The organism is Nocardia sp. NBC_01503, from assembly GCF_036327755.1.
Classification (GTDB): domain Bacteria; phylum Actinomycetota; class Actinomycetes; order Mycobacteriales; family Mycobacteriaceae; genus Nocardia.
This window is the reverse complement of record NZ_CP109596.1, coordinates 3,880,687-3,901,952: the sequence shown is the minus strand read 5'-3', so window position 1 is coordinate 3,901,952 and position 21,266 is coordinate 3,880,687. Positions and strand designations below refer to the sequence as shown.

The window sequence follows — 21,266 nt, the reverse complement described above, 5'->3', positions numbered from 1 at the left end:
ACGACCGCGCGAATGTGTTCATGCGCTACGACTTCTAGGCTGCGCGCTCGGTCACTAGGTTTTGCGGATCTCGTCGTAGACGCGCGCGGTCTGCGCGGCGATCTGATTCCAGTCGAATTCGGCGATGGCGCGGGCCCGCCCGGCAACACCCATACCCGCGGCGGTCTCCGGGTCGGCGGCGACCTGGTTGATCGCGCGCGCGAGTCCGCGTTCGAAGGCCTCGGGGGTGTGCTCGTCGTAGTGCACCAGGCGTCCGGTCACGCCCTCGGCGACCACCTCGGGAATTCCGCCGACGTCCGAGGCCACCACGGCGGTACCGCAGGCCATGGCCTCCAGATTCACAATCCCCAGGGGTTCGTACACCGAGGGGCAGACGAAAACCGTTGCGGCGGCGAGGACCTGCCGCACCAGTTCGGTGGGGAGCATCTCGCGCACCCAGTACACGCTGTCCCGGGTTTTGCCGAGTTCCCGCACGGCACTGGCCACTTCGGCCTCCATGGCGGGTGTGTCGGCGGCTCCGGCGAGCAGGACCAGTTGAATGTCCGGGTCCAGGTGACGTGCGGCGGCGAGCAGGTGCGAGACGCCCTTCTGCCGGGTGATGCGCCCGACGAACGCGGCGACCGGTCGGTCTCGTTCAACGCCGAGCTCTTCGAGAATGTCGCGGGTATCGGGTGCCGGGCCGCCGGGATGCCACACCTGCGCGTCGATTCCGTTGTGCACCACATGCACTTTCGCCGGATCGATATCCGGATAGGCCGCCAGTACATCGCCGCGCATACCCGCGCTCACCGCTATCACGGCCTCGGCGTAGGTCATGGCATTCTGCTCGGACCAGGAGGAGAGCCGGTATCCCCCGCCGAGCTGCTCGGCCTTCCAGGGCCGGCGCGGTTCCAGCGAATGCGCGGTCAGCACATGCGGAATCCCGTACAGCTCGGCCGCGAGATGCCCGGCGAGCCCGGTGTACCAGGTATGCGAGTGCACCACATCCGAACCGCCCGCGGCATCGGCCATGCGCAGCTGCGCGGACATCATCTGCAGCGCCGAGTTCGCGGCGTACAGCATCGGATCCGCCTGGTGCACCACGGCGTCCGCGCGCGGCACCCCCATACAGTGCACGGTCACATCGCAGAGCTGCCGCAGTCGCGGAACCAGTTCGGTGACATGCACTCCCGCCCCGCCGTACACCTCCGGCGGGTACTCGCGGGTCATCATCGCGACTCGAAGTTCGCGCCCGCCGTAACTCACCGCCCCAAACTACAGCGTGAGGTGGTCGGGTTCAGTCCCGACGCCGATTCGCTCCCCCACCGACATGCGCCGCGCCGCGAAACTCCCCCGCTGCGACGCACCACTTCCCCCGTCGCACCGCGACTGCCACATACCTGCCGAACCGAATGCCGCGCCACCCCACAAGCGATGCGTGCCCGCCCATTTCCCTGTCGGAACAGCACCACTCGGTTCGCGGCCCGGCTCGGTTCTGGAGCGACGGAGGGAGGGAGCGCAGCGACCGACCGGAGGAGTGAAGAACCGAGCCTCAGGGGGCCGCGAACCGCGACGCCGAAGGCGGCGCAAATAAGCACAGACAGACGCAGTTCATTCGGGGTTCCTTTGCACGCGGTAGTTTGGCGAGTGTGAGGAGCCAGCCGCACGTACTCGGGATCGTGCTCGCCGGCGGCGAGGGCAAGCGACTCTTTCCGCTCACCAAGGATCGCGCCAAGCCCGCCGTTCCATTCGGGGGTGCGTATCGGCTCATCGATTTCGTGCTGTCGAATCTGGTGAACGCGGGTTATCTGCGGATCTGTGTACTCACCCAATACAAATCGCACTCATTGGATCGGCATATCTCGCAGACCTGGCGGCTCTCGGGTTTCGGCGGCGAGTACATCACCCCCGTTCCGGCGCAGCAGCGCCTGGGCCCGCGCTGGTACACCGGTAGCGCGGACGCGATCATGCAGTCGCTGAATCTCATCTATGACGAGGACCCGGAGTACATCGTGGTCTTCGGCGCGGACCATGTGTACCGAATGGATCCGGAGCAGATGGTGCGGGCGCATATCGAATCCGGGGCGGGTGTCACGGTGGCCGGAATTCGCGTGCCACGCAGTACCGCGAGCGCCTTCGGCTGTATCGATACCGATGAATCCGGCCGGATCACCGGGTTTCTGGAGAAGCCCGTACATCCACCCGGCACGCCCGACGATCCGAATGTCACCTTCGCCTCGATGGGCAATTACGTCTTCACCACCAAGGTGCTGGTGGACGCGATTCGCGCGGATGCCGACGATAACGACTCCGACCACGATATGGGCGGCGACATCATTCCCGGTCTGGTGCGCGCGGGCGCGGCCTCGGTCTACGACTTCGGCGGCAATGACGTGCCCGGCGCGACCGACCGCAGTCGCGGTTACTGGCGCGATGTGGGCACCATCGACGCCTTCTACGAGGCGCATATGGATCTGGTGTCGGTGGACCCGGTCTTCGATCTCTACAACCGACATTGGCCGATTCGCGGTGCCGCCGAGAATCTCCCGCCCGCCAAATTCGGCCGCGGCGGTCTGGCGCAGGAATCGATCGTCGGTGCGGGCAGCATTCTGTCCGCGGCCACGGTCCGCAATTCGGTGCTCTTCTCCAATGTGATGGTGGAGGACGGCGCGACCGTGGAGGGCAGTGTGCTCATGCCGGGTGTGCGGATCGGCCGGGGCGCGGTGGTACGGCACGCGATTCTGGACAAGAACGTGGTGGTCTCCGAGGGCGAGATCATCGGCGTGGATCTGGATCGTGACCGGGACAGATTCGCGGTCAGCAATGGTGGCGTCGTCACCGTCGGCAAGGGCGTCTGGGTGTGAGCGAGTCCGCGACGCGCGGATAACGGTGGACAGCGCTCCCTCCGGGTCCGAAAATCGGAGGGTGGAGCGCTGCCCCGCCGGGTCGCGCGGGAGGGACGAGCATGAACCGCGCAACGAGGGTCGTCACCGCAGTCACCTGCCTGGCCCTGACGGCCGCCCTGGCGGGGTGTGCGCAGCACGGGACGGCCGTCGCCGGGGAGATGGATGTGCGCACCCTGGACGCGGGGACGTATCCGGTGAATCGGTTCACCTACGACACCAACTCCAATGGCAAGGGCCCGATGCTGGAGGCCATGCGGATGGCCTCCGGGGTCACCCCGACTGTCAATGTCGATCCGAGTCTGAAGGTCGGTCGTGGCGGCATCGTGCTGACCGAGATCAATGATGTGGTGAGCGTCAGTCACCTGTCCTCCTCGGCCAAACCGGTGCTGCAGAATCGCGGCTTCATCGCCGGATTCGCCATGAGCGGTTCGGATCTGCCGGATCCGCCGGGTTCGAACGCGCCGGATCCGGCCGGCACCACGGTCACCATCCGGCTGCTGCGCTTCCCCTCCGCGGACAATGCCAAGCTGGCGGCGAAGGAGCTCGAGGACGCCGATTTCAATGTGGCACTGGATCAGAACAAGAAGCTGACCCTGGCCGACTATCCGGATGCCTTCTCGCACTGGCGGCCCGGGGTGGGCAGCATCGGTGTGGTCATGGCGCGCAAGGAGTTCGTGATCTCCGTCTTCGCCTCGCGGCCCAAGGCGGAGCAGGCGGATCTGCTGTCCTGGGCGAAGAAATCACTCGACGCCGAAGTGCCCGCGGTGGATGCCTTCTCGCCAACCCCCGCCGACAAGATCGATTCACTACCGGTGGACCCGGATCGACTGCTGGCACGAATCCTGGTGTCCGACAGGGACAATCACACACCCGATCCGGACAACTTCGCGGTGTACGGCGCGAATATGCTCATCCACCCGGCCGGGGACGAGGGCCTGCGGCAGCGGCTGGTGAACGACACCGGCATGGACGCCATGGCGCTCACGCAGGATGGTTACCTGTTCCGCACCCGTGATGCCCGCGCCGGTATCGATCTCACCGCCGGGCTGATCAGCAGTCTGGGTGAGACGGCGGTCGGTGCGCCGGACAAGGTGCCGGATACCAAATGCGTGCAGCACAGCGGGGCGTACCGGTGCTATGTGGTCTACAAGCGCTACGTGGGTGTGGTGACGGGCGACAGCCAGGACGAGGTGCGCAAGAAGGCGACGGCACAGTACGTGCTACTGGCCAACAGTTTGTAGCTCCGCGAGAGTGGATCCCGGCCAAAAACATGCCGGGATGACGGAGGGGCTCAGAAGCGAATGATCTTGGCGTCCAAGGCACGCCAAACGGCCGGGCGGGAAGGGCGGCGGGCACCGTGCCCGCCGCACCCCGCGGCGTCCTCGGCGTCCGATGCCTCGTCCGCACAGCGCTCGCACTCCGAATCCACTGCCGCGGTTGGTATCTCGTGACGCTCCGGGGCATGCCCATTGCGCGGCGGCATCGTCGCCGAATGCCCACCGGAGTGGGAATCGTCCCGGAAGCGATAGTCCCGGAATCCGAAGGGCTGCAACAGCGCTCGCATATACTCCGGACCGTCCTCGGGCAGTACGGTGCGCTCCTGCCCGATGATGTCGACGCCCTGGTGATACCAGACCCGCGCCACCAGGCCCTCGACGGGATCGACCACACGGAAACTGGCGTGCCCGTCGGTGGTCAGCCGGAATTCGGCGATACGCCGCCACCGTCCCGACTCACGCAGATAGAGACCGACCACCGCCGGAGTCCGCTGACTCATGGAAAACCTCGCTCATAGCACTTTTCCCTGGAGTATCCGCCGCGGTCCCGTTGTAATCCTCCTGTGGCGCAGGAGCGTTCAGTTCGCGTACGTGCGCGCCCCACAGAAGGGTTCGCACGGCCCGGGTGTCGACGGCACGATATGCGACTGGTCGTCGAATCGCGCGCCGCTGACGAGCAACAGCACCAGCAGCGCCGTACAGACGATCAGGCCGAATATCACCAGCGCGGGCCACAGCCATCCGGCCGGTAGATGTACACCGAGTACGAGTCCCTCGAGTCCCATCCCCCACCTCCTTAAATCGGTCTCTACCCGTGGTACCACCCGCCGCGCGTTCGAATCCACCCCTGCGACTGCCTCAGCGCTGCCCCTGACCGAAATCACACGAGAGCCGCGAACCGCCGGCAACGGTTCGCGCCCCCGATGGAGTCGTCAGCGCAGGTCGCGCCGGCGGAATCCGATGAGCCCCACCGCAATCAGCACGGCGGCGATGACCAGCAGAATCAGCACCGGAGCAAGATCGAGCGCATGCCCCGGCACCTTCGGCAGATGCTCGAACGGTTCGAGGTCGCGGAGCCATTGCGGGGCGCCGGAGATCGCGCCGAGCAGGAAGACCGCGATGGCGGCGGTCAGCACGCCCCACGCCACCGAGGTCCAGCGCGGTACCAGACCGAAGAGCGCCACCGTGATTCCGGTGAAGATCCACACCGCGGGCAGTTGGACGAGCGCGGCGCCGAGCACATCGGGCAGCTTGGCGCCGATATCACCGGCCGCGCGCCCGTAGACGATTCCACCGAGCAGACCCGAAACCAGCAGCGCCACAGCAGGCCCCAACAGCGCGAAGACCAGATGCGAAGCAGCCCAGCGGGTTCGCGATACCGCACCGGTGAGCAGCGCCTCGGCGCGGTCGGTGCTCTCCTCCGAGTACAGCCGCAGCGCCGCCGAGACCGAGTACGCGGCCGCCGCCACGCCGATCATGGTGAAGGCGTACGTGATCATCGAGTTCTCCAGCGAGGCGGAACCGCCCATACGGGTGATCAGATCCTTGATGGACTGGCTGCTGCCCAGTTCGTCGCCGATCCCGTGCACCACACTGCCGATGATCAACCCGTACAACCCGAGACCGACGGTCCAGGCGATCAGGGTGCCGCGCTGCAATCGCCAGGCGAGTCCGAACGGACCGCTCAGCGCGGGTCCGGCGACAGCCGCGCCCGGCCGCTCGGCGATCAGACCCGCACCCAGATCCCGGTGTCGCAGTAGCGAATACGCGAGCAGGGTGAGCAGGACGACCGCGGCCACGTGCAACAGCAGCACCCCGAAATGGTTGCCCGCGAACGGTCGCACCTGGAGCGACCAGCCCTGCGGCGACAGCCACACCAGCGGGCCGATGGGCCCGTCTCCCGCACGGGCGTCGCCGATGGCACGCAGCGTGTAGGTCACGCCGAGAATCGCGAAGGCCAGACCGCGGGCCAGCCGGGCGCTGGTGGTCAACTGCGCGCAGACCGCGGCCACCGCGGCGAAGACCGCGCCCGATCCGGCCAGAGCCAGGCCGAAGGCCAGCGATCCGGCGCGTACGTCGTCGCCGGTGAGCTTGCTCCCGGACAGGCTCAGGAAGCCGATCAGCCCGGTGGCCAGCGCGCCGCCGTAACCGACGATGAGCGCCGCGGTGAGCCCGGCGTACCGCCCGACCCGGGTGGCGGCCACCAATTCCCCGCGGCCCGTCTCCTCCTCGGCCCGGGTGTGCCGAATCAGGGTGAGGATCGTGGCGATGGCGATGAGGGTGTAGAACATCCCCGCTTTCCAGATGCCGACCGCGCCGAGGCTGGTGTTGTAGACCGGCCCGTACATGGCCAACTGGGCCGGACTGGCGAGGATGGAGTCGGCGAAGCTGGCCCGGTCGGCATCGCTCGGGTACACGCTGACAATGCTGTTGATGTAGACGCTGCCGAGTGGCAGGGACAACAGCAGTATCCACAGTGGCAGCACAATGCGATCACGCCGCAGGTACAACCGGAGCATCTGCCCCGTTCCGGTGAATCCGGTTGACCGTAACGGCCTTTCGACCGCGTGCCGGGCGGTGATGGCGGTCATTTCGCGACCCGCTGCAGTTCGGCGGAGTCCCGGCCGGATTCGGCGGCGCCCTCGCCATTGAGCGAATAGTGACGCAGGAACAGCTCTTCCAGCGTCGGCGGCGCGCTGACCAGGCTGCGCACCCCGGCATCACCGAGCACCTTGATGAGTTCACCGAGGTGTTCACCGTCCACCTGGCAGTGCAGCGTGTGATCCTCGCGGCTGATATCGGCGACGCCCGGAATCCGGCTCAGATCACCCGGGTCGCCGATCATTTCGGCGGTGATGGAGGTGCGGCTCAGATGCCGCATCGAGGCAAGCGTGCCGGACTCCACCGTCCGCCCGGCGCGGATGATGGTGACCCGCTGACATAGCGCCTCCACCTCCGAGAGGATGTGACTGGAGAGCAGCACCGTGCATCCGCGCTGGGATGCCTCGTGCACGCATTCGCGAAATGTCTGCTCCATCAGGGGGTCCAAGCCCGAGGTGGGTTCGTCCAGCAGGAACAACCGGGCGTGCGAGGAGAAGGCCGAGACCAGCGCCACCTTCTGCCGATTGCCCTTGGAGTAGGCGCGCGCCTTCTTCTTCGGATCGAGTTCGAACCGCTCGATCAGCTCGGCACGGCGCTGCTGATCCAGCCCGCCGCGCATACGCGCCAGCAGATCGATGGTCTCACCGCCGCTCAGCGTCGGCCAGAGCGTGACATCGCCTGGGACATAAGCGATATCGCGGTGCAGGGCGACCGCGTCGGTCCATGGATCGCGCCCGAGCACCTGGGCGTCACCGGAGGTGCGGGACAGGATGCCGAGCAGTACCCGAATGGTGGTGGACTTCCCCGCGCCGTTCGGGCCGAGGAACCCGTGCACCTCCCCCTCGTCGACCTCCAGGTCGAGGCCGTCGAGGGCGTGCACCTGGCCGAAGTTCTTGTGCAGATCCCGGACCGAGATGGCCGGGTTGGCCGGAGCATTCATCGAATCTCCTTGTAGGAAAACGACAGTGGGTGATCATTGGGGAGCCGGGGGATTCAGGGTGTCCAGCATCATCGAATCGGTGAGCATGCCGTTGGTGTAGATCTCGAGTGCGGGCAGCATCATGAGATCGGCGTACTCGCGCAATGCTTTTCGAAAATCGATGCGGCCCTCGTGCTTGGCCTCGTAGAGCTGCAGGAACATCATGATCCCGCCGCCGTTGGTGGTGGCCAGATAACGCGCGGTGGCTTTCAAATCCTTTGGGGCACGGTAGGTTCCGGCCTCTATACCGGCGGTGAGATAGCCTTCGACATCCTCGACCATATGCTCGAAGAAGCTGATGAGCAGGCTGCCGCCGGATTGGAAGCTGCGCAACAGATAGGCCATATGCGGTGCGAATTCCTCGATCTCCGCCAATTGCTGTAGCAGGCCGTTCGACGAGGGGCGCTGTGCGAACTCCACTTTCGCGGCGCGCACCACCTCCCGCACGTGGTCGTCACAGGCTGTGCGCAGGCCCTCTTTGGAGCCGAAGTGGTGATTCACCAGGCCGGGCGATACCCCCGCCGCGGCGGCGATGGCCCGTACTCCCACCCCGAAACCCTGCTCCCCGAAGGTGGTGATCGCGGCATCGCGAATCCGGGCCCGGGTGGTCAGATCCTCAGAGGCTGAACGCATGTTCAATACATTAAACACTCGTTCAATCTCGACGCAAGACCCGGCACCGTAGGAAAATCGCAAAGTTCACGAAATACATGCCCCGCGGATAATCCACGCGCGGAAAACTTCTCCGACACCACGTACCACGGTGCGGAAATTCCCCGCGAGGATCAGAGTCCTCGCAGTTCAGAGGCGATTTTTACCCGCGCGAGGCGCAGAGCAGCCCGTCGCCGACCGGGATGAGCACGCTCGTCAGCGCCGGATCCTCGGCGATCGCGCGGGTCGCCGCGCGCACCGCCTGGGTCTGGGGATCGCGCTGCGCCGGATCGGGGACCCGCCCGCCGAGCAACGCGTTGTGCAGCAGGATGGCCCCGCCCTCGCGTAGTAATCGAACCGCCTGCGCCACATACTGCGGATGCTCCAGCGGCGCGGCATCGATGAACACCAGGTCGTATGCCCCATCCGCCAAGCGCGGCAATACATCCAGCGCCCGGCCGTTGATCAGCCGGGTGCGCGCGGGCGCGATCTCGGCCGAGCGGAACGCCTCGCGCGCGGCGCGCTGATGTTCGGGTTCGGAGTCGATGGTGGTGAGCGTGCCGTCCTCGCGCATGCCGTCGAGCAGCCAGAGTCCGCTCACCCCGGCCCCGGTGCCGACCTCGACCACCGCACGCGCGCCCAGCAATTGGGCGTACATACTCAGCAGTGCCCCCACTGAAGGGGGTACCGGTGCCGCGCCGAGTTCGAGGGCGCGTTCGCGCGCGCCGATGAGAATCTCGTCCTCGGCGACGGATTCCTCCACGTAGGCGAGGTTGCGCTGCAGGTTCGATGCCGCGGGAGTCTGGCTCACGGCTATGAGGCTAATGGCGCGGGACGCCGAAAGCCCGGCGGTGACCGGCCGGTGTGGCGATTTTTCTCAGGTGTCCCTCAGCCAGCGCATATGCCGGCCACATCGGGACCGGCAAGAGTATTGCCAAGTCAGGCCAGCGACCTTCGGCCACGGCGATCGGGAACAACACGACCCACCAGGTCGGTTGTACACGAAAACCGGGATCGAGGTCCCGAGTAGGAGGTAATCCCATCCACATGGTCGACGCGGCGCGTGAACCCGCCACCCTGCCCGTGCAGGACATCTCTTCGGACGCCACCACAGTGTCGGACGAAGATCTCGACGCGGCTGCGCTCAGCGGCACCGCTGCCTTCGATGCCACCGGTGACCGCACCATGATGCCCACCTGGGACGAACTGGTCCGGGAACACGCCGACCGCGTGTACCGCCTGGCCTACCGTCTCACCGGCGATCAGCAGGACGCCGAGGATCTGACCCAGGAAACCTTCATCCGGGTGTTCCGCTCATTGCAGAACTACCAGCCGGGCACCTTCGAGGGCTGGCTGCACCGCATCACCACCAACCTCTTCCTGGATATGGTGCGGCGCCGCAATCGGATTCGCATGGAGGCGCTACCCGAGGATTACGACCGGGTGCCGTCCGAGGGTCCGGGTCCCGAGCAGGTCTACCACGACGCCAATCTGGACCCTGAGCTGCAGGCGGCACTGGATTCGCTGGCTCCGGAGTTCCGTGCCGCGGTGGTGCTCTGCGATATCGAGGGGCTGTCCTACGAGGAGATCGGCGCGACGCTCGGGGTCAAACTCGGCACCGTCCGCAGCCGGATCCACCGAGGACGTCAGGCACTCAAAGAACACCTTGCGCATAATGGAGTGGAGCGGCGTTTCGCCGCCGCCGAGAACGCCAGGTGAGCGGGCGGGCAGTGGGCCCGCACACCGGCAATCCCGATGCAGCCGAGGTGGTCCGGAAGGGTGTGCAGCTTATGAGTGGCGAGGACAGAACGCCGCGTCCGCCTCGTTTCGCCCCCACCGAGCATCTGGCCAGTGAGGCCATCGCCGCCTATGTGGACGGTGAATTGCGGATGAACGCGTATCTGCGTGCCGCGCATCATCTCTCCGTCTGCGTGGAATGCGCGGCGGAGGTGGACGCCCAGCAGCAGGCTCGTATTGCGCTGCGGCAGTCCTCCGATCAGATTTCCGCGCCCATGCGCCTGCACGATTCGCTGAGCCGTATCCCGCTGTCGGAACTCCCCGGTGCGGAAACGCTGAATTCCGAGCGCGGCACGCTCGCTCGTGGCGCGAGTTTCGTCGGGCTGCGCCAAGATTCGTTCGACAGCAGACGGTGGACATCCTGGTGGCGCAAGTAGAGTTCATCGCGTGACCACCGAATCGAAGAACACGGGCCCGATTCCGGGTGAGGGGCCCGCGGCGAACAACCTGCCGAATTCTGCGCAGGCTTCGGATTCGGCGGCCGATCGGGGGAACCTGAGGCCGTCGGACGCACCGGTCCTGGGGCCGCGACCGGTTTATCGGCCGCATGTCGACACCCATACCGCGCGCGCCTTCCGCCGTCCGAGTGGGCAGCCTGGTTCGTTCTCCCCGCGCACGGCCGCCGCCGCTGCCGCTGCCGCCGCGCAGGACGGGCCGCTGGTGCAGAACCGCCCGCCCGATGCCGTACTGGCCGAGGCGTTCGGTCGCCCGGCGGGTTCGGACGAGATTCTGCAGCGCGATCCCGACGCCAAGGCCGAGGCCGCCGCGAACGCCGCGCCGGCCGATCCGTGGCGGGATCCGAATTCCGCTGCCCGCCTTGGCTCCCCGGCGGTGCAGACTCCGCAGCCGCAGCCGCTCGCCCCGGGCCGTCAGCTCTCCGCTCGCGAGGTGTTGTTCGGCAGCCGGGTCGCGCCCAAGGCGCTGGCGATTCTGGCCGGTGTGGCGCTGGTGATCGGTTTGGCCGGCGGTCTGGTGGGGCGGCTCACCGCCGAATCCACCTCCGCGCTGACCTCCCGCAAGGTGGCGTTGCAGTCGACGGATTCGACGAATGTCTCGCACGGCCAGATCTCCAAGGTCGTGGACGCGGTCATGCCCGCGATGGTGACCGTGCGCGCCTGGGTCGGCGATTCGGGTTCCACCGGTTCGGGCGTGGTGATCGACGGCGCGGGTTACATCGTCACCAATAATCACGTGATCTCACTGGCCGCGAATGACAAGAGCGGCAAAGCCCAACTGCAGGTGGTCTTCTCCGATGGCACCCGGGTGCCGACCAGCATTGTCGGCCGCGATATCAAATCCGATCTGGCGGTGCTCAAGGTCGATGTGAAGAACCTGTCGGTGATTCAGCTCGGTAATTCCGATGAGGTGAAGGTCGGCGACGATGTGCTGGCCATCGGTTCCCCGCTGGGCCTGGAGAAGACCGTCACCTCCGGTATCGTCTCGGCGCTGCATCGCCCGGTGAAGGTCGGCGGTGAGGGCACCGATACCAATGCCACCCTGGACGCCGTACAGACCGATGCCGCGATCAATCACGGCAACTCCGGTGGCGCGCTCGTGGATATGCAGGGCCGGTTGATCGGCATCAACTCCGCTATCAAGTCCGAGAGCGGCGGTTCGGTGGGTCTGGGCTTCGCGATTCCGGTGGATCAGGTGAAGCGGATTTCGCAGGCGCTGATTCACGACGGCCAGGTGCATCATCCGCGATTGGGTGTGAGCGCCAAGACCAAGATTGTCGCCAATGATGTGATGAGCGGTGCCGCGGTCGCCGATGTGCAGGCCGGTAGCCCGGCCGCCAAGGCCGGCATCGTGGAGGGCGATGTGATCGTCAAGGTCGGTGATCGTGATGTGTCGGGTCCGGAGGAATTGACGGTCGCGGTGCAGTCCAACGAGATCGGGCAAACCGTGAATGTGCGACTCATTCGCGACGGCCGTGAGGTCGATGTACCCGTAACCCTGGAATCGGATTAACCCGGATGAACATGACTTCAATGGTTCGCGGCCGTCCCGCTTCTGGACTGAGTGGAGCGGAGGAGCGCAGCGGGGGAGCGGAGGGAGGGAAGAAGCGGGACTTCAGGGCCGCGAACCCGCCCGGAGCGAAGCGTAGGGCAGAATAAAACAGTGTTCAGCAATATCAGCTGGGGCGAGTTGCTCATTCTGCTCGTCGCCGCCCTCGTGATTCTCGGCCCCGAGCGTTTGCCCGGGGCCGTGCGCTGGACCACCCAGAGCCTGCGCCAGGTGCGTGATTACGCCAGTGGCGCGACCCAGCAGCTGAAGGATGAGCTGGGTCCGGAGTTCGACGAGATCCGCAAGCCGCTGGAGCAGTTGAACGAACTGCGCGGTATGAATCCCAAATCTTTGGTTACCAAACACCTTCTCAATGGCGACGATTCATTTCTGACGGGTAGCTTCGACAAGCCCGTCACCTCCGCGAGCAGCGGTTTCGAGGATTTGTCCATGCCGAAACCGCAGAAACCGCTGGAGCGCAACGAACGTCCGCCGGTCGATCCGGACGCTACCTAGACCAACTTCGTCAAGCGGTCTAGACACTTGTGGCTGTTCAGGTATCTAGACTGCGCTCATGTCGGCCGACGAGGTGGCACGGGTGTTCGCGATCGAAGACAAGGTCGAGCGCCTCAAAGCCGCCACCGACGGCGTGGCGGCGGCGCAGCAGCAGATCAATGAGCTGACGCGAATCCGCCGCGCCGTAATTCGCGAACTACACGCCGAGGGCTGGACGTTCGCCAGAATCGGTGCGGCCGCCGGACTTTCCCGCGCCCGCATCCATCAGGTGAGCACCCAGGGACCGGTGCCGGAGGGGCTCTTCTTCGGGCACGGGCCGCTCACGATTCTCACCCCGGACGTGCGCAGCACCACCCGGGCCATCGCCCTGGTGGGCGCGCCGGACGCCGCGGCGCCGCACCGGCTGGTGGAGCTGCTACGCGAACTCGGCTTCACCGCGACCGTCCAGCGATTCCTGCCCGGGCGGCCGTTGGATCTGGACCGGGACGGTCTCATCGTGCTCGGCGGGCCCGAATTGTCGCCCAGTCTGCGCTATCTCGTCGCCGCCGATCCGCGCCTGCGCCGCACGGTGGCGCGGGCCGGACGGGTCCGCCGCGGTATCGAGGATCGCGCCGCCCGCCGCGTCTACCGCCCCGGCGGCACCGAGCCCTACGACATCGCCTACCTGGCCCGACTCCCCCGCCCGGACGGTAAGGGAACCGTGCTCGTCATCGACGGCCTGCACCCGCCCGCGTCCCTGGGCGCGATCCGGCTGCTGGCAACGAGATTGGCGACCCTGCACGAGCGCGCGGCCAACCACCCCTTCTCAGCGGTGGTGGGCGTCCGCTACGACCGCAATACCGGCGAGCCGATCGAAGCGGACCTGCTCACCCCGATCTACCGCCACGACCGCTGACGCCAGCTCACGTCATCGCGACACGCTCCCCCGTCATCCCGGCATGCCTTTGGCCGGGATCCACCCAGTTCAGTGGATCCCGGCCAAAACGCGCCGGGATGACGAGGAGGGTATGCCTGGATAACAGGCCCGGACGACCCAGAAACTGTCAGGCCGCGGCCCACTCCGGCCGGAGCGTATTCATCGGGGGCCGGTCGGCCAGCGAGACTTCCGTGGCCTGTGCGGTGAATTCGCCACTGATCAGCGGGAATTGGGTGAGCGCCGCCCCCGAGTCGGGGACGCCCGCACGACCCAGCACCGTGCCGAGGATCTGTCGGCTCATCACACCGAGCTCGGACAACGGCCGGTTACGGTGCTGGCGCACACCGAGATTCACCTGGCCGATGGCCGCGAGCCCGAGCAGGTCGTGGGTATCGAGCAGCAGCCCGATCTCCACGCCGTAGCCGGGTGCGAACGGCACCGCGGTGAGCAGTTCCCGGGTGCCCGCGTATTCGCCGCCCAAGGGCTGCAACACATTCGAGAGCGCGGGGCGCAGCGCCGAGAGCAGGGGCCTGGCCACCAGTTCGGTGACGCGGCCGCCGCCGTTGTCGTCGATGGTCGCGCCCTGCCGCAGCGGCCGCCGGTAATACGCCTTCACCAGGTGCATACCGTCGACGGTGAGCAGCGGTCCGAGCAGCTTCGGTACGAACATGGGATCCGGATCGATCAGATCGGAGTCCACGAACGCCACCAGATCACCGGAGGTGACCGCCAGCGACCGCCACAGCACCTCCCCCTTCCCGGGAACGGGCTCGAGTTCGGGCACCGCCTGTTCGCGGGTGACCACGCGCGCTCCCGCGGCCTCTGCCAGCTCGGCGGTGGCATCGGTGCTTCCGGAGTCCAGGACGACGAGTTCGTCCACCAGCGTGCCGAGCAGCGGTCGAATGCTGGCCACCACGCTGGCTACGGTGGCTTCCTCGTTGAGTGCGGGCAGAACGACCGAGACGGTGCGGTCGCCCTTGGCGGCCACCAACTCCTCGACGTTCCATTCGGGGCGGTCCCAGGTATTCGTGGTGACCCAGTTGTTCATGCTCATACTGTGTCCATTCGGCATGAGTGGGGGCCCTACGTGGTTACGCTCCGCTGCCGCCTCCGGGCCTGACCCACTCATGCCAGACCTCGCAGGGTGCGGGCGGGTGGGCGTTGGCCCTGGATCGCGGCGATCATGTCCACCACGCGTCGGGTGGCCGCTACTTCGTGTACCCGGAAAACTCGAGCACCCGCGGCGGCCGACCATGCAGTCGCTGCCAATGTGCCCTCCAATCGCTCGGATAGCTCGACACCAAGAGTCTCTCCGATGAAATCCTTATTACTCAGCGCCATCAAGACAGGCCATCCGGTATTCACAAGAACGTCCACGGAACGCAACAATTCGAGCCCGTGATAGGTGTTCTTGCCGAAATCATGTGTCGGGTCTATCAGAATCGAATCTTTCGAAACGCCCGCCGCGACCGCATTCTCGGCCGCCGCGACAACGGTTTCTGTGACCTGCGCCACCACATCGTCATAGCGCACGCGATGCGGCCGGGTACGCGGAATGGCTCCGCCGGTATGGCTGCACACAATTCCGGCGTTCAACTCGGCGGCGACATCGACCAGTCCGGGATCGGCCCCGGCCCAGGTGTCATTGATCAGATCCGCGCCCGCGTACACGGCCGCGCGGGCGACATCGGCCCGCCAGGTGTCGATGCTGATCAGCAGTTCCGGGAATCGCTGCCGGATAGCGGCGACGAACGGAACCACCCGGCGGGTCTCCTCGGCGGCGTCCACATCACTGCCCGGCCCGGCCTTGACCCCGCCGATATCGACCAGATCGGCGCCCTCGTCCACCGCGCGCGCGACGGCGGCCATGGCGGCCTCGTCACTGAAGGTCGCACCCTTGTCATAGAACGAGTCCGGCGTCCGGTTCACGATCGCCATCACGAGCGCCCGATCCGTCGCCACCGGCTTCCCGCACAATGTCGGCAACGGCGCACACATGCCCTCGACTGTACCGACCCCTGTCACCCCTGTGCTGGGCAGCCGACCGGGACCGCGAACGTTCAGTTACGCGGGGCCTGTCCTGCGGCGACTTCCTCGATATAGCCGTCGTGGGCCTTGATGTAGCCGTCGGTGCGGCCCGCCAGGACGTAGAGGGTGCTGCTGTCGTCCGGGGCGAAGCCCTGACTGCGGAGTTCGACCTTGCGGGATTTGAAGGTCGAGGTCTGTTCGAGCTCGGGGACCACCCGAATGAACAGCGGGACAGCGTAACTGGGCAGGCGGTCGTAGAGGGTCTCGGCGGCGACCTTGCCGTCGAAGACCGCCTCCGGCGCCAAGGTGATGGCGGCCATGCCCGCCTTACCGTCCGCGCCCGGGATCTCCACGCCGTAGACGACGGCCTGCACGACCGCGTCGATACCGTCGAAAGCGCCCTCGACCTCGGTGGTCGCGACATTCTCGCCCTTCCAGCGGAAGGTGTCACCCAGGCGGTCGACGAAGGCGATATGGCCCCAGCCCTGTTTGCGAACCAGATCGCCGGTGTCGAACCAGCAGTCACCGGAGCTGAAGCCGTCCCGGACGAGCTTGGATTCGGTTGCGGCACTGTCGGTATAGCCGTCGAAGGGCGAGCTCTTGGTGACCTTGGCCAGCAGTAGGCCGACGCCGCCGGTGCGGACGCGGCGAAGTTTGCCGTCCGCGGCGCGCTTGGCTTTGCCGGTGGCGTCGTCGTATTCGACGACGGCGAAGGCCAGCGGGGTGAAGCCCGCGGTGCGATCCAGGCTGAAGGCGTTGATGAAGGCCACATTGCCCTCGCTGGCACCGTAGAACTCGACGATTCGCTTGATACCGAAGCGATCTCGGAATTCGTCCCAGATCTCCGGGCGCAGGCCGTTGCCGACGGCGAGCCGGACGGTGTGCTGGCGATCGGTGCGCCGGGCGGGCTGATTGAGCAGATAGCGGCAGAGTTCGCCGATGTAGATGAAGGCGGTGGCCTGACCGGCGATCGCCTCCTCCCAGAATCGGGAGGCCGAGAACTTGCGCCCGAGTGCGAGTGTCGCGCCGCCCGCGATCACCGAGGAGAGCGCGACCGTCAGCGCGTTGTTGTGATAGAGCGGCAGGCAGCAGTACAGGGTGTCGCCGCCGTCCAGTCGCACGCCGAGACCGCCGATGCCCGCCATGGATTTGGTCCAGCGCAGATGGGTCATGACGCTGGCCTTGGGCAGGCCGGTGGTGCCGGAGGTGAAGATCAGATAGGCGCGTTCACGTGCTCGGATCTGTTCGCACACGGGCGGATTCGAGTCGTCGGCGGTGCGGGCCGCATCGGCGAGATCCTTGGACCAGAGCACGCCGGGGCGGAGCTCGGCGAGGGTGTCCAGGGCCTCGGCGCACTCCTCGCCGATCACGTCGAGTGCCGAGTCCAGGAGTCCGAAACTGTGCTGCAGCACGGCATCTCGCTGATTGTTGTTCAGCAGGCCCGCTGTCGCACCGAGTTTCACCACCGCGAGCACGGTGAACAGCGCCTCGGGGCGATTGGCCATCAGGATGCCGACTACATCGCCGCGCTTGACGCCTCGTTCGGACAGCACGGCAGCGTACCGGTTCACCTCGGAATTGGCTTCGCCCCAACGGTATTCGCGGCCCTCGAAACGCAGGAAGGGGCGGTCCGGATGTGCGGCGGCCGCGCGCTGGAAGAACAATCCGATGGACGCCCTGGAGTCGCCTTTGACCAGCATGTGTACGGCATTGCGGGCCATGCCCGGCAGCTGTGTCGTCATACCGGGCAGGCTGCGCGCCACATCCAGCAGGCCGACCGTCGAACGGGCATTGTTCTTCACTGCGCTGGACTCCTCATCGGATCGTGCTCGTGGTCACACCCTTACGGATGCACACTCCGTTGTCGAGTGAAACCCGCGCGGCCCCGCATGAAATCGTCAGAGCTCCGGATCGAGCGCCTCGAAGGCCGCGGCGAGATCATCGGTCAGCACCACCCGGTCCAGGGCCTCGCGCCCGGCGAAACCGCGCTCGCGCAGCTCCTCCAGCCAGGCGAACAGTCCGCGATAGTGACCGTCCAGGTCGAGGACGACCACCGGTTTGTCGTGCATGCCCAGGTAGGCCCCGGTCCAGGTTTCGAAGAGCTCCTCGAGCGTGCCGAGGCCGCCGGGCAGGGCGAGGAAGGCGTCGGCGCGCTCGTCCATGACCTGCTTGCGCTCGCGCATGGAGTCGGTGACGATGAGCTCGTCCGACTCCACATCCGCCATTTCCCGGTGCACGAGTTTCTTGGGAATGACACCTACGGTCTTCGCACCCGCCTCGCGGGCGGCGGTCGCGACCGCGCCCATCATGGAGACGTGTCCGCCACCGGAGACCAATTGCCAACCGCGGCGGCCGATCTCGGCGCCGACGAGCCGGGACAGCTCCAGGGCGGCGGGGTCGCTGACGCTGGCCGAGCAGTACACGCAGACCGAATAGGGTTCGCTCACCACTGATCTCCTCTCGCCTCGGCGGCATCCATCGCGGCGCGCTGTTCGGCAGCCGCGAGCACGATGCTCACCACCTCGTCCACGCTGTCGGTGACGTGCAGCAGGTTCATATCGCCGGGCGCGATCTTGGCGGAGCCGAGCAGTGAGTCGCGCAGCCAATCCACCAGTCCCGCCCAATATCTGGTGCCGAACAGAATGATCGGGAACTGGTTGATCTTATGCGTCTGCACCAGGGTGAGGGCCTCGAACAGCTCGTCCAGCGTCCCGAAACCACCGGGCAGGCAGACGAACGCCTGCGAGTACTTGACGAACATGGTCTTGCGGGCGAAGAAGTACCGGAAGTTGATCCCGAGGTCGACCCAGTCATTGAGATGCTGCTCGAACGGCAGCTCGATCCCGAGCCCGATGGAGTATCCGCCGGCCTCGGACGCGCCCCGATTGGCCGCCTCCATGGCGCCCGGCCCGCCACCGGTGATCACCGCGAACCCGGATCGCGCCAGCGCCCCGCCGATGGCCGTACCCGCCTGGTACTCCGGCGATTCCGGCAGGGTGCGCGCCGACCCGAAGACGGCGACCGCCCGCGGCACCTCCGCCAAAGCGCCGAAGCCCTCGACGAATTCGGCCTGAATGCGCAATACCCGCCACGGATCGGTATGCACCCAATCCGCATGCCCTCGCTCATCCAGCAAATGCTGATCGGTAGTTCCGATACCGACCTTCCGGTCGCGCCGCAGCATTATCGGACCACGGAAACGTGGGTTCTTCGAACCAGGAACATCAGCCTCAGCAGACATGCAGCCAACGGTACTGTGTTCTTGGCCTCCGCTTCGCTGCGGCGGGTCGCGGCCCTCGTGACCCCGGTTCTTCCCTCCCTCCGCTCCTCCGCTTCGCTCCCCCGCTCCACTCAGTCCAGAATCGGGGCGGGCCGCGACATTGGACGAATCACTTCTTGGGGGTATCGGGGGTCATGCGGCTGGATGTCAGGCTTTGTCGCCCATCAGGTAGCTGCGGAGCATGGCCGTGACCTGGGTGATCTGGTCGACCGGGAGGTGTTCATCGCGTTTGTGGGCGAGGTTGGGGTCGCCCGGGCCGAAGTTCACGGCGGGAATGCCGCGGGCGGCGAAGCGGGAGACGTCGGTCCAGCCGTATTTGGCGCGGACGCCGCCGCTGCCGTGTCCGTGCACGATCTCGATGAGGTCCTTGGCGGCCGGGGCGGAGAGGCCGGGCAGAGCGCCGGGTGCGCCGTCGGTGCGATCGAAGCCCAGATCCAGGCCCGAGAAGACCTCGCGCACATGCTCGGTGGCCTCGTCGAGGGTGCGGTCGGGTGCGAAGCGGAAGTTCACATCGACCTCGGCGATATCGGGCACCACATTGCCCGCGACGCCACCGGAGACGCGGACCGCGGACAGGCCCTCGCGATAAACGCAACCGTCGATATCGACTTCGCGCGCCTGATAATTCGCGAGCCGCTCCAGAATGGGCGCGAGGCTGTGAATGGCGTTGTCGCCCAGCCAGGCTCGCGCGGTATGCGCGCGCACGCCGGAGGTGGTGAGTCGAATACGCAGTGTCCCTTGGCAACCCGCTTCGATCCAGCCGCCGGACGGTTCGCCGAGAATGGCGAGGTCACCCTCGAGCCATTCCGGGAGTTCGCGTTCGATCCGGCCGAGCCCGTTGAACTCGGCGGCGATCTCCTCGCAGTCGTAGAAGATCAAGGTCAGATCGTGCACCGGATCGGCGATGGTGGCCGCCAGGTTCAGGAATACCGCGTCACCGGATTTCATATCGACGGTGCCGCAGCCCCACAGCTGCCGTTCGCCCGCCTCGGTGACCTCGAAGCGGCTGGGCACATTGTCGGCGATCGGGACGGTGTCGAGGTGCCCGGCGAGAATGACGCGGGTGGCCAGTCCGCGATTGGTGCGGGCGAGCACGACATTGCCGTGCCGCAGGATCTCGAATCCACGAGTCTGCTCGCGCAGCGCCTTTTCGACGATATCGGCGATGAGCGTCTCATCCTTGGAAACGCTGGGGATGTCCACCAGAGCGGCAGCGAGGTTGATCGGGTCGGCGCTCAGATCGATGGTCACCCACTCCACCTTAAAGGAGTAGTTAACTCCGCTCTCGTTATGCCGCCCGCCATGGCACAAAAAGGCACCGTTTCGGGCAAATTACTGCGGCCGGTAATCTTTACTCCCGTGAGTACTCAGGGAGCAGTAGCAGTCGGCCTCGCCACCATCACCGACAATGGAACGGTCCTGGACACCTGGTACCCGTATCCCGCGCTGGGTGCGGTGACCGATACCGGCACCAAGCGCCTGGACGCCTCCGATGTCGAGTACGCCAAGTTCGCCGAGGCCGCCGGGTTCGACGAGGCCCGCCGCGTCGAGGTGGTCGTGGTGCGCACCGGTATCGCCGATCTGGCCGCCGCGCCGGTCGATACGCACGATATCTACCTGCGGCTGCAACTGCTCTCGCATCGTCTGGTCCGGCCGCACGGCCTGAACCTGGACGGCATGTTCGGACTGCTCGCCAATGTGGCGTGGACCAATTACGGCCCGTGCTCGCTCGAGGAGTTCGAGCTGACCCGCCTGAAGCTGCGGGCGCGCGGTCCGGTGACCGTGTACGGCGTGGACAAGTTCCCCCGCATGGTGGATTACGTGGTGCCCTCGGGTGTGCGCATCGCGGACGCCGATCGGGTGCGCCTGGGTGCGCATCTGGCCTCCGGCACCACGGTCATGCACGAGGGTTTCGTGAACTTCAACGCCGGGACGCTCGGCAATTCCATGGTGGAGGGCCGCATTTCGGGTGGCGTCGTGGTCGGCGACGGCTCCGATGTCGGTGGCGGCGCGTCCATCATGGGCACCCTGTCCGGTGGCGGTAAGCAGGTCATCTCGCTCGGTGAGCGCTGCCTGCTGGGCGCGAACTCGGGTCTGGGCATTTCGCTCGGCGACGACTGCGTGGTGGAGGCGGGGCTGTACGTCACCGCGGGCACCAAGGTGACGCTGCCTGACGGCGCGGTCATCAAGGCGTCCGAGTTGAGCGGTAAGGACAATCTGCTCTTCCGCCGGAATTCGGTGACCGGTGCGGTGGAGGCGGTGGCGCGCAAGGGCGCCGGCATCGAGCTGAATGCCGCATTGCACGCCAACGACTGAGCAACCTGTGGATCCC

Annotated in this window: 21 protein-coding genes; 8 read left to right on the top strand and 13 right to left on the bottom strand. The window is 66.4% G+C overall.

The genetic code is table 11. The annotated features are described in order from the left end of the window. Window positions 1-54 precede the first annotated feature (54 nt). A complete protein-coding gene (glgA, locus tag OHB26_RS17515; RefSeq protein ID WP_330185681.1) occupies window positions 55-1,212 on the bottom strand; it encodes a glycogen synthase in 1,158 nt (385 codons plus the stop codon). Between the two features lie 416 nt (window positions 1,213-1,628). Here glgA and glgC point away from each other — a divergent pair, with 416 nt between their 5' ends. Further along, window positions 1,629-2,843 carry a glucose-1-phosphate adenylyltransferase gene (glgC, locus tag OHB26_RS17510; protein WP_330185220.1) on the top strand — a complete coding sequence of 405 codons (1,215 nt, stop codon included), beginning with the start codon at window positions 1,629-1,631 and terminating at the stop codon, window positions 2,841-2,843. 101 nt (window positions 2,844-2,944) lie between these two features. Further along, a complete protein-coding gene (locus OHB26_RS17505; RefSeq protein ID WP_330185219.1) occupies window positions 2,945-4,126 on the top strand; it encodes a DUF7373 family lipoprotein in 1,182 nt (393 codons plus the stop codon). Window positions 4,127-4,176: 50 nt separating this feature from the next. On the opposite strand, the gene OHB26_RS17500 is transcribed toward OHB26_RS17505, so the two are convergent. From OHB26_RS17500 to OHB26_RS17475, 6 genes are all read right to left on the bottom strand, one after another. Then, window positions 4,177-4,662 carry a hypothetical protein gene (locus OHB26_RS17500; RefSeq protein WP_330185218.1) on the bottom strand — a complete coding sequence of 162 codons (486 nt, stop codon included), beginning with the start codon at window positions 4,660-4,662 and terminating at the stop codon, window positions 4,177-4,179. A 78-nt stretch (window positions 4,663-4,740) separates the two neighbouring features. Further along, window positions 4,741-4,947 (bottom strand): hypothetical protein, encoded by a 207-nt coding sequence (locus OHB26_RS17495; protein WP_330185217.1) that lies wholly within the window; start codon window positions 4,945-4,947, stop codon window positions 4,741-4,743. A gap of 147 nt (window positions 4,948-5,094) precedes the next feature. Then, a complete protein-coding gene (locus OHB26_RS17490; protein ID WP_330185216.1) occupies window positions 5,095-6,753 on the bottom strand; it encodes an ABC transporter permease in 1,659 nt (552 codons plus the stop codon). Further along, window positions 6,750-7,703 (bottom strand): ABC transporter ATP-binding protein, encoded by a 954-nt coding sequence (locus tag OHB26_RS17485; protein ID WP_330185215.1) that lies wholly within the window; start codon window positions 7,701-7,703, stop codon window positions 6,750-6,752. The genes OHB26_RS17490 and OHB26_RS17485 overlap by 4 nt, the downstream gene beginning before the upstream one ends. 33 nt (window positions 7,704-7,736) lie before the next feature. After that, entirely contained in the window at window positions 7,737-8,375 is a 639-nt protein-coding gene (locus OHB26_RS17480; protein ID WP_330185214.1) for a TetR/AcrR family transcriptional regulator, read from the bottom strand. A gap of 181 nt (window positions 8,376-8,556) precedes the next feature. Further along, window positions 8,557-9,204, bottom strand: coding sequence for an O-methyltransferase (locus OHB26_RS17475; protein WP_330185213.1), 648 nt, complete (start codon window positions 9,202-9,204; stop codon window positions 8,557-8,559). Between the two features lie 236 nt (window positions 9,205-9,440). Between OHB26_RS17475 and sigE the strand changes: the two genes are divergently transcribed. The 5 genes from sigE to OHB26_RS17450 all read left to right on the top strand — a co-directional run bounded on the left by sigE (window position 9,441) and on the right by OHB26_RS17450 (window position 13,605). Next, complete coding sequence (gene sigE / locus OHB26_RS17470; RefSeq protein ID WP_330185212.1) at window positions 9,441-10,112, top strand: RNA polymerase sigma factor SigE; 672 nt, start codon at window positions 9,441-9,443, stop codon at window positions 10,110-10,112. A 71-nt stretch (window positions 10,113-10,183) separates the two neighbouring features. Beyond that, the gene (locus OHB26_RS17465; RefSeq protein WP_330185211.1) at window positions 10,184-10,567 is read left to right on the top strand and encodes a hypothetical protein; all 384 of its coding nucleotides are present in this window, start codon (window positions 10,184-10,186) and stop codon (window positions 10,565-10,567) included. 10 nt (window positions 10,568-10,577) lie between these two features. Beyond that, complete coding sequence (locus OHB26_RS17460; RefSeq protein ID WP_442942963.1) at window positions 10,578-12,158, top strand: S1C family serine protease; 1,581 nt, start codon at window positions 10,578-10,580, stop codon at window positions 12,156-12,158. A gap of 150 nt (window positions 12,159-12,308) precedes the next feature. Further along, complete coding sequence (gene tatB, locus OHB26_RS17455; RefSeq protein WP_330185210.1) at window positions 12,309-12,710, top strand: Sec-independent protein translocase protein TatB; 402 nt, start codon at window positions 12,309-12,311, stop codon at window positions 12,708-12,710. 58 nt (window positions 12,711-12,768) lie between these two features. After that, a complete protein-coding gene (locus OHB26_RS17450; RefSeq protein WP_330185209.1) occupies window positions 12,769-13,605 on the top strand; it encodes a hypothetical protein in 837 nt (278 codons plus the stop codon). Between the two features lie 148 nt (window positions 13,606-13,753). Here the strand turns inward: OHB26_RS17450 and OHB26_RS17445 are convergent, their stop codons facing one another. The 6 genes from OHB26_RS17445 to dapE all read right to left on the bottom strand — a co-directional run bounded on the left by OHB26_RS17445 (window position 13,754) and on the right by dapE (window position 20,185). Beyond that, window positions 13,754-14,674, bottom strand: a complete 921-nt coding sequence (locus tag OHB26_RS17445; RefSeq protein WP_330185208.1) for a glucosyl-3-phosphoglycerate synthase — start codon at window positions 14,672-14,674, stop codon at window positions 13,754-13,756. A gap of 77 nt (window positions 14,675-14,751) precedes the next feature. Continuing rightward, complete coding sequence (gene folP, locus OHB26_RS17440) at window positions 14,752-15,624, bottom strand: dihydropteroate synthase (protein WP_330185207.1); 873 nt, start codon at window positions 15,622-15,624, stop codon at window positions 14,752-14,754. A gap of 62 nt (window positions 15,625-15,686) precedes the next feature. Further along, complete coding sequence (locus OHB26_RS17435) at window positions 15,687-17,456, bottom strand: long-chain-acyl-CoA synthetase (RefSeq protein ID WP_330185206.1); 1,770 nt, start codon at window positions 17,454-17,456, stop codon at window positions 15,687-15,689. A gap of 96 nt (window positions 17,457-17,552) precedes the next feature. Further along, window positions 17,553-18,104: a TIGR00730 family Rossman fold protein gene (locus tag OHB26_RS17430; RefSeq protein ID WP_330185205.1), complete on the bottom strand. Its 552-nt coding sequence runs from the start codon at window positions 18,102-18,104 to the stop codon at window positions 17,553-17,555. Then, a complete protein-coding gene (locus OHB26_RS17425) occupies window positions 18,098-18,895 on the bottom strand; it encodes a TIGR00730 family Rossman fold protein (protein WP_330185204.1) in 798 nt (265 codons plus the stop codon). The genes OHB26_RS17430 and OHB26_RS17425 overlap by 7 nt, the downstream gene beginning before the upstream one ends. 186 nt (window positions 18,896-19,081) lie before the next feature. Then, window positions 19,082-20,185: a succinyl-diaminopimelate desuccinylase gene (dapE, locus tag OHB26_RS17420; protein WP_330185203.1), complete on the bottom strand. Its 1,104-nt coding sequence runs from the start codon at window positions 20,183-20,185 to the stop codon at window positions 19,082-19,084. Window positions 20,186-20,293: 108 nt separating this feature from the next. Between dapE and dapD the strand changes: the two genes are divergently transcribed. Next, the gene (gene dapD, locus OHB26_RS17415; protein WP_330185202.1) at window positions 20,294-21,250 is read left to right on the top strand and encodes a 2,3,4,5-tetrahydropyridine-2,6-dicarboxylate N-succinyltransferase; all 957 of its coding nucleotides are present in this window, start codon (window positions 20,294-20,296) and stop codon (window positions 21,248-21,250) included. Window positions 21,251-21,266 lie beyond the last annotated feature (16 nt).

What these genes read in the sequence shown, in the direction of transcription:
- glgA (WP_330185681.1), bottom strand. Translation starts at nt 1,212, where the DNA reads ATGATGACCCGCGAGTACCCGCCGGAGGTGTACGGCGGGGCGGGAGTG.
- OHB26_RS17505 (WP_330185219.1), top strand. Translation starts at nt 2,945, where the DNA reads ATGAACCGCGCAACGAGGGTCGTCACCGCAGTCACCTGCCTGGCCCTG.
- OHB26_RS17500 (WP_330185218.1), bottom strand. Translation starts at nt 4,662, where the DNA reads ATGAGTCAGCGGACTCCGGCGGTGGTCGGTCTCTATCTGCGTGAGTCG.
- OHB26_RS17495 (WP_330185217.1), bottom strand. Translation starts at nt 4,947, where the DNA reads ATGGGACTCGAGGGACTCGTACTCGGTGTACATCTACCGGCCGGATGG.
- OHB26_RS17490 (WP_330185216.1), bottom strand. Translation starts at nt 6,753, where the DNA reads ATGACCGCCATCACCGCCCGGCACGCGGTCGAAAGGCCGTTACGGTCA.
- OHB26_RS17485 (WP_330185215.1), bottom strand. Translation starts at nt 7,703, where the DNA reads ATGAATGCTCCGGCCAACCCGGCCATCTCGGTCCGGGATCTGCACAAG.
- OHB26_RS17480 (WP_330185214.1), bottom strand. Translation starts at nt 8,375, where the DNA reads ATGCGTTCAGCCTCTGAGGATCTGACCACCCGGGCCCGGATTCGCGAT.
- sigE (WP_330185212.1), top strand. Translation starts at nt 9,441, where the DNA reads ATGGTCGACGCGGCGCGTGAACCCGCCACCCTGCCCGTGCAGGACATC.
- OHB26_RS17465 (WP_330185211.1), top strand. Translation starts at nt 10,184, where the DNA reads ATGAGTGGCGAGGACAGAACGCCGCGTCCGCCTCGTTTCGCCCCCACC.
- OHB26_RS17450 (WP_330185209.1), top strand. Translation starts at nt 12,769, where the DNA reads ATGTCGGCCGACGAGGTGGCACGGGTGTTCGCGATCGAAGACAAGGTC.
- OHB26_RS17445 (WP_330185208.1), bottom strand. Translation starts at nt 14,674, where the DNA reads ATGAACAACTGGGTCACCACGAATACCTGGGACCGCCCCGAATGGAAC.
- folP (WP_330185207.1), bottom strand. Translation starts at nt 15,624, where the DNA reads ATGTGTGCGCCGTTGCCGACATTGTGCGGGAAGCCGGTGGCGACGGAT.
- OHB26_RS17425 (WP_330185204.1), bottom strand. Translation starts at nt 18,895, where the DNA reads ATGTCTGCTGAGGCTGATGTTCCTGGTTCGAAGAACCCACGTTTCCGT.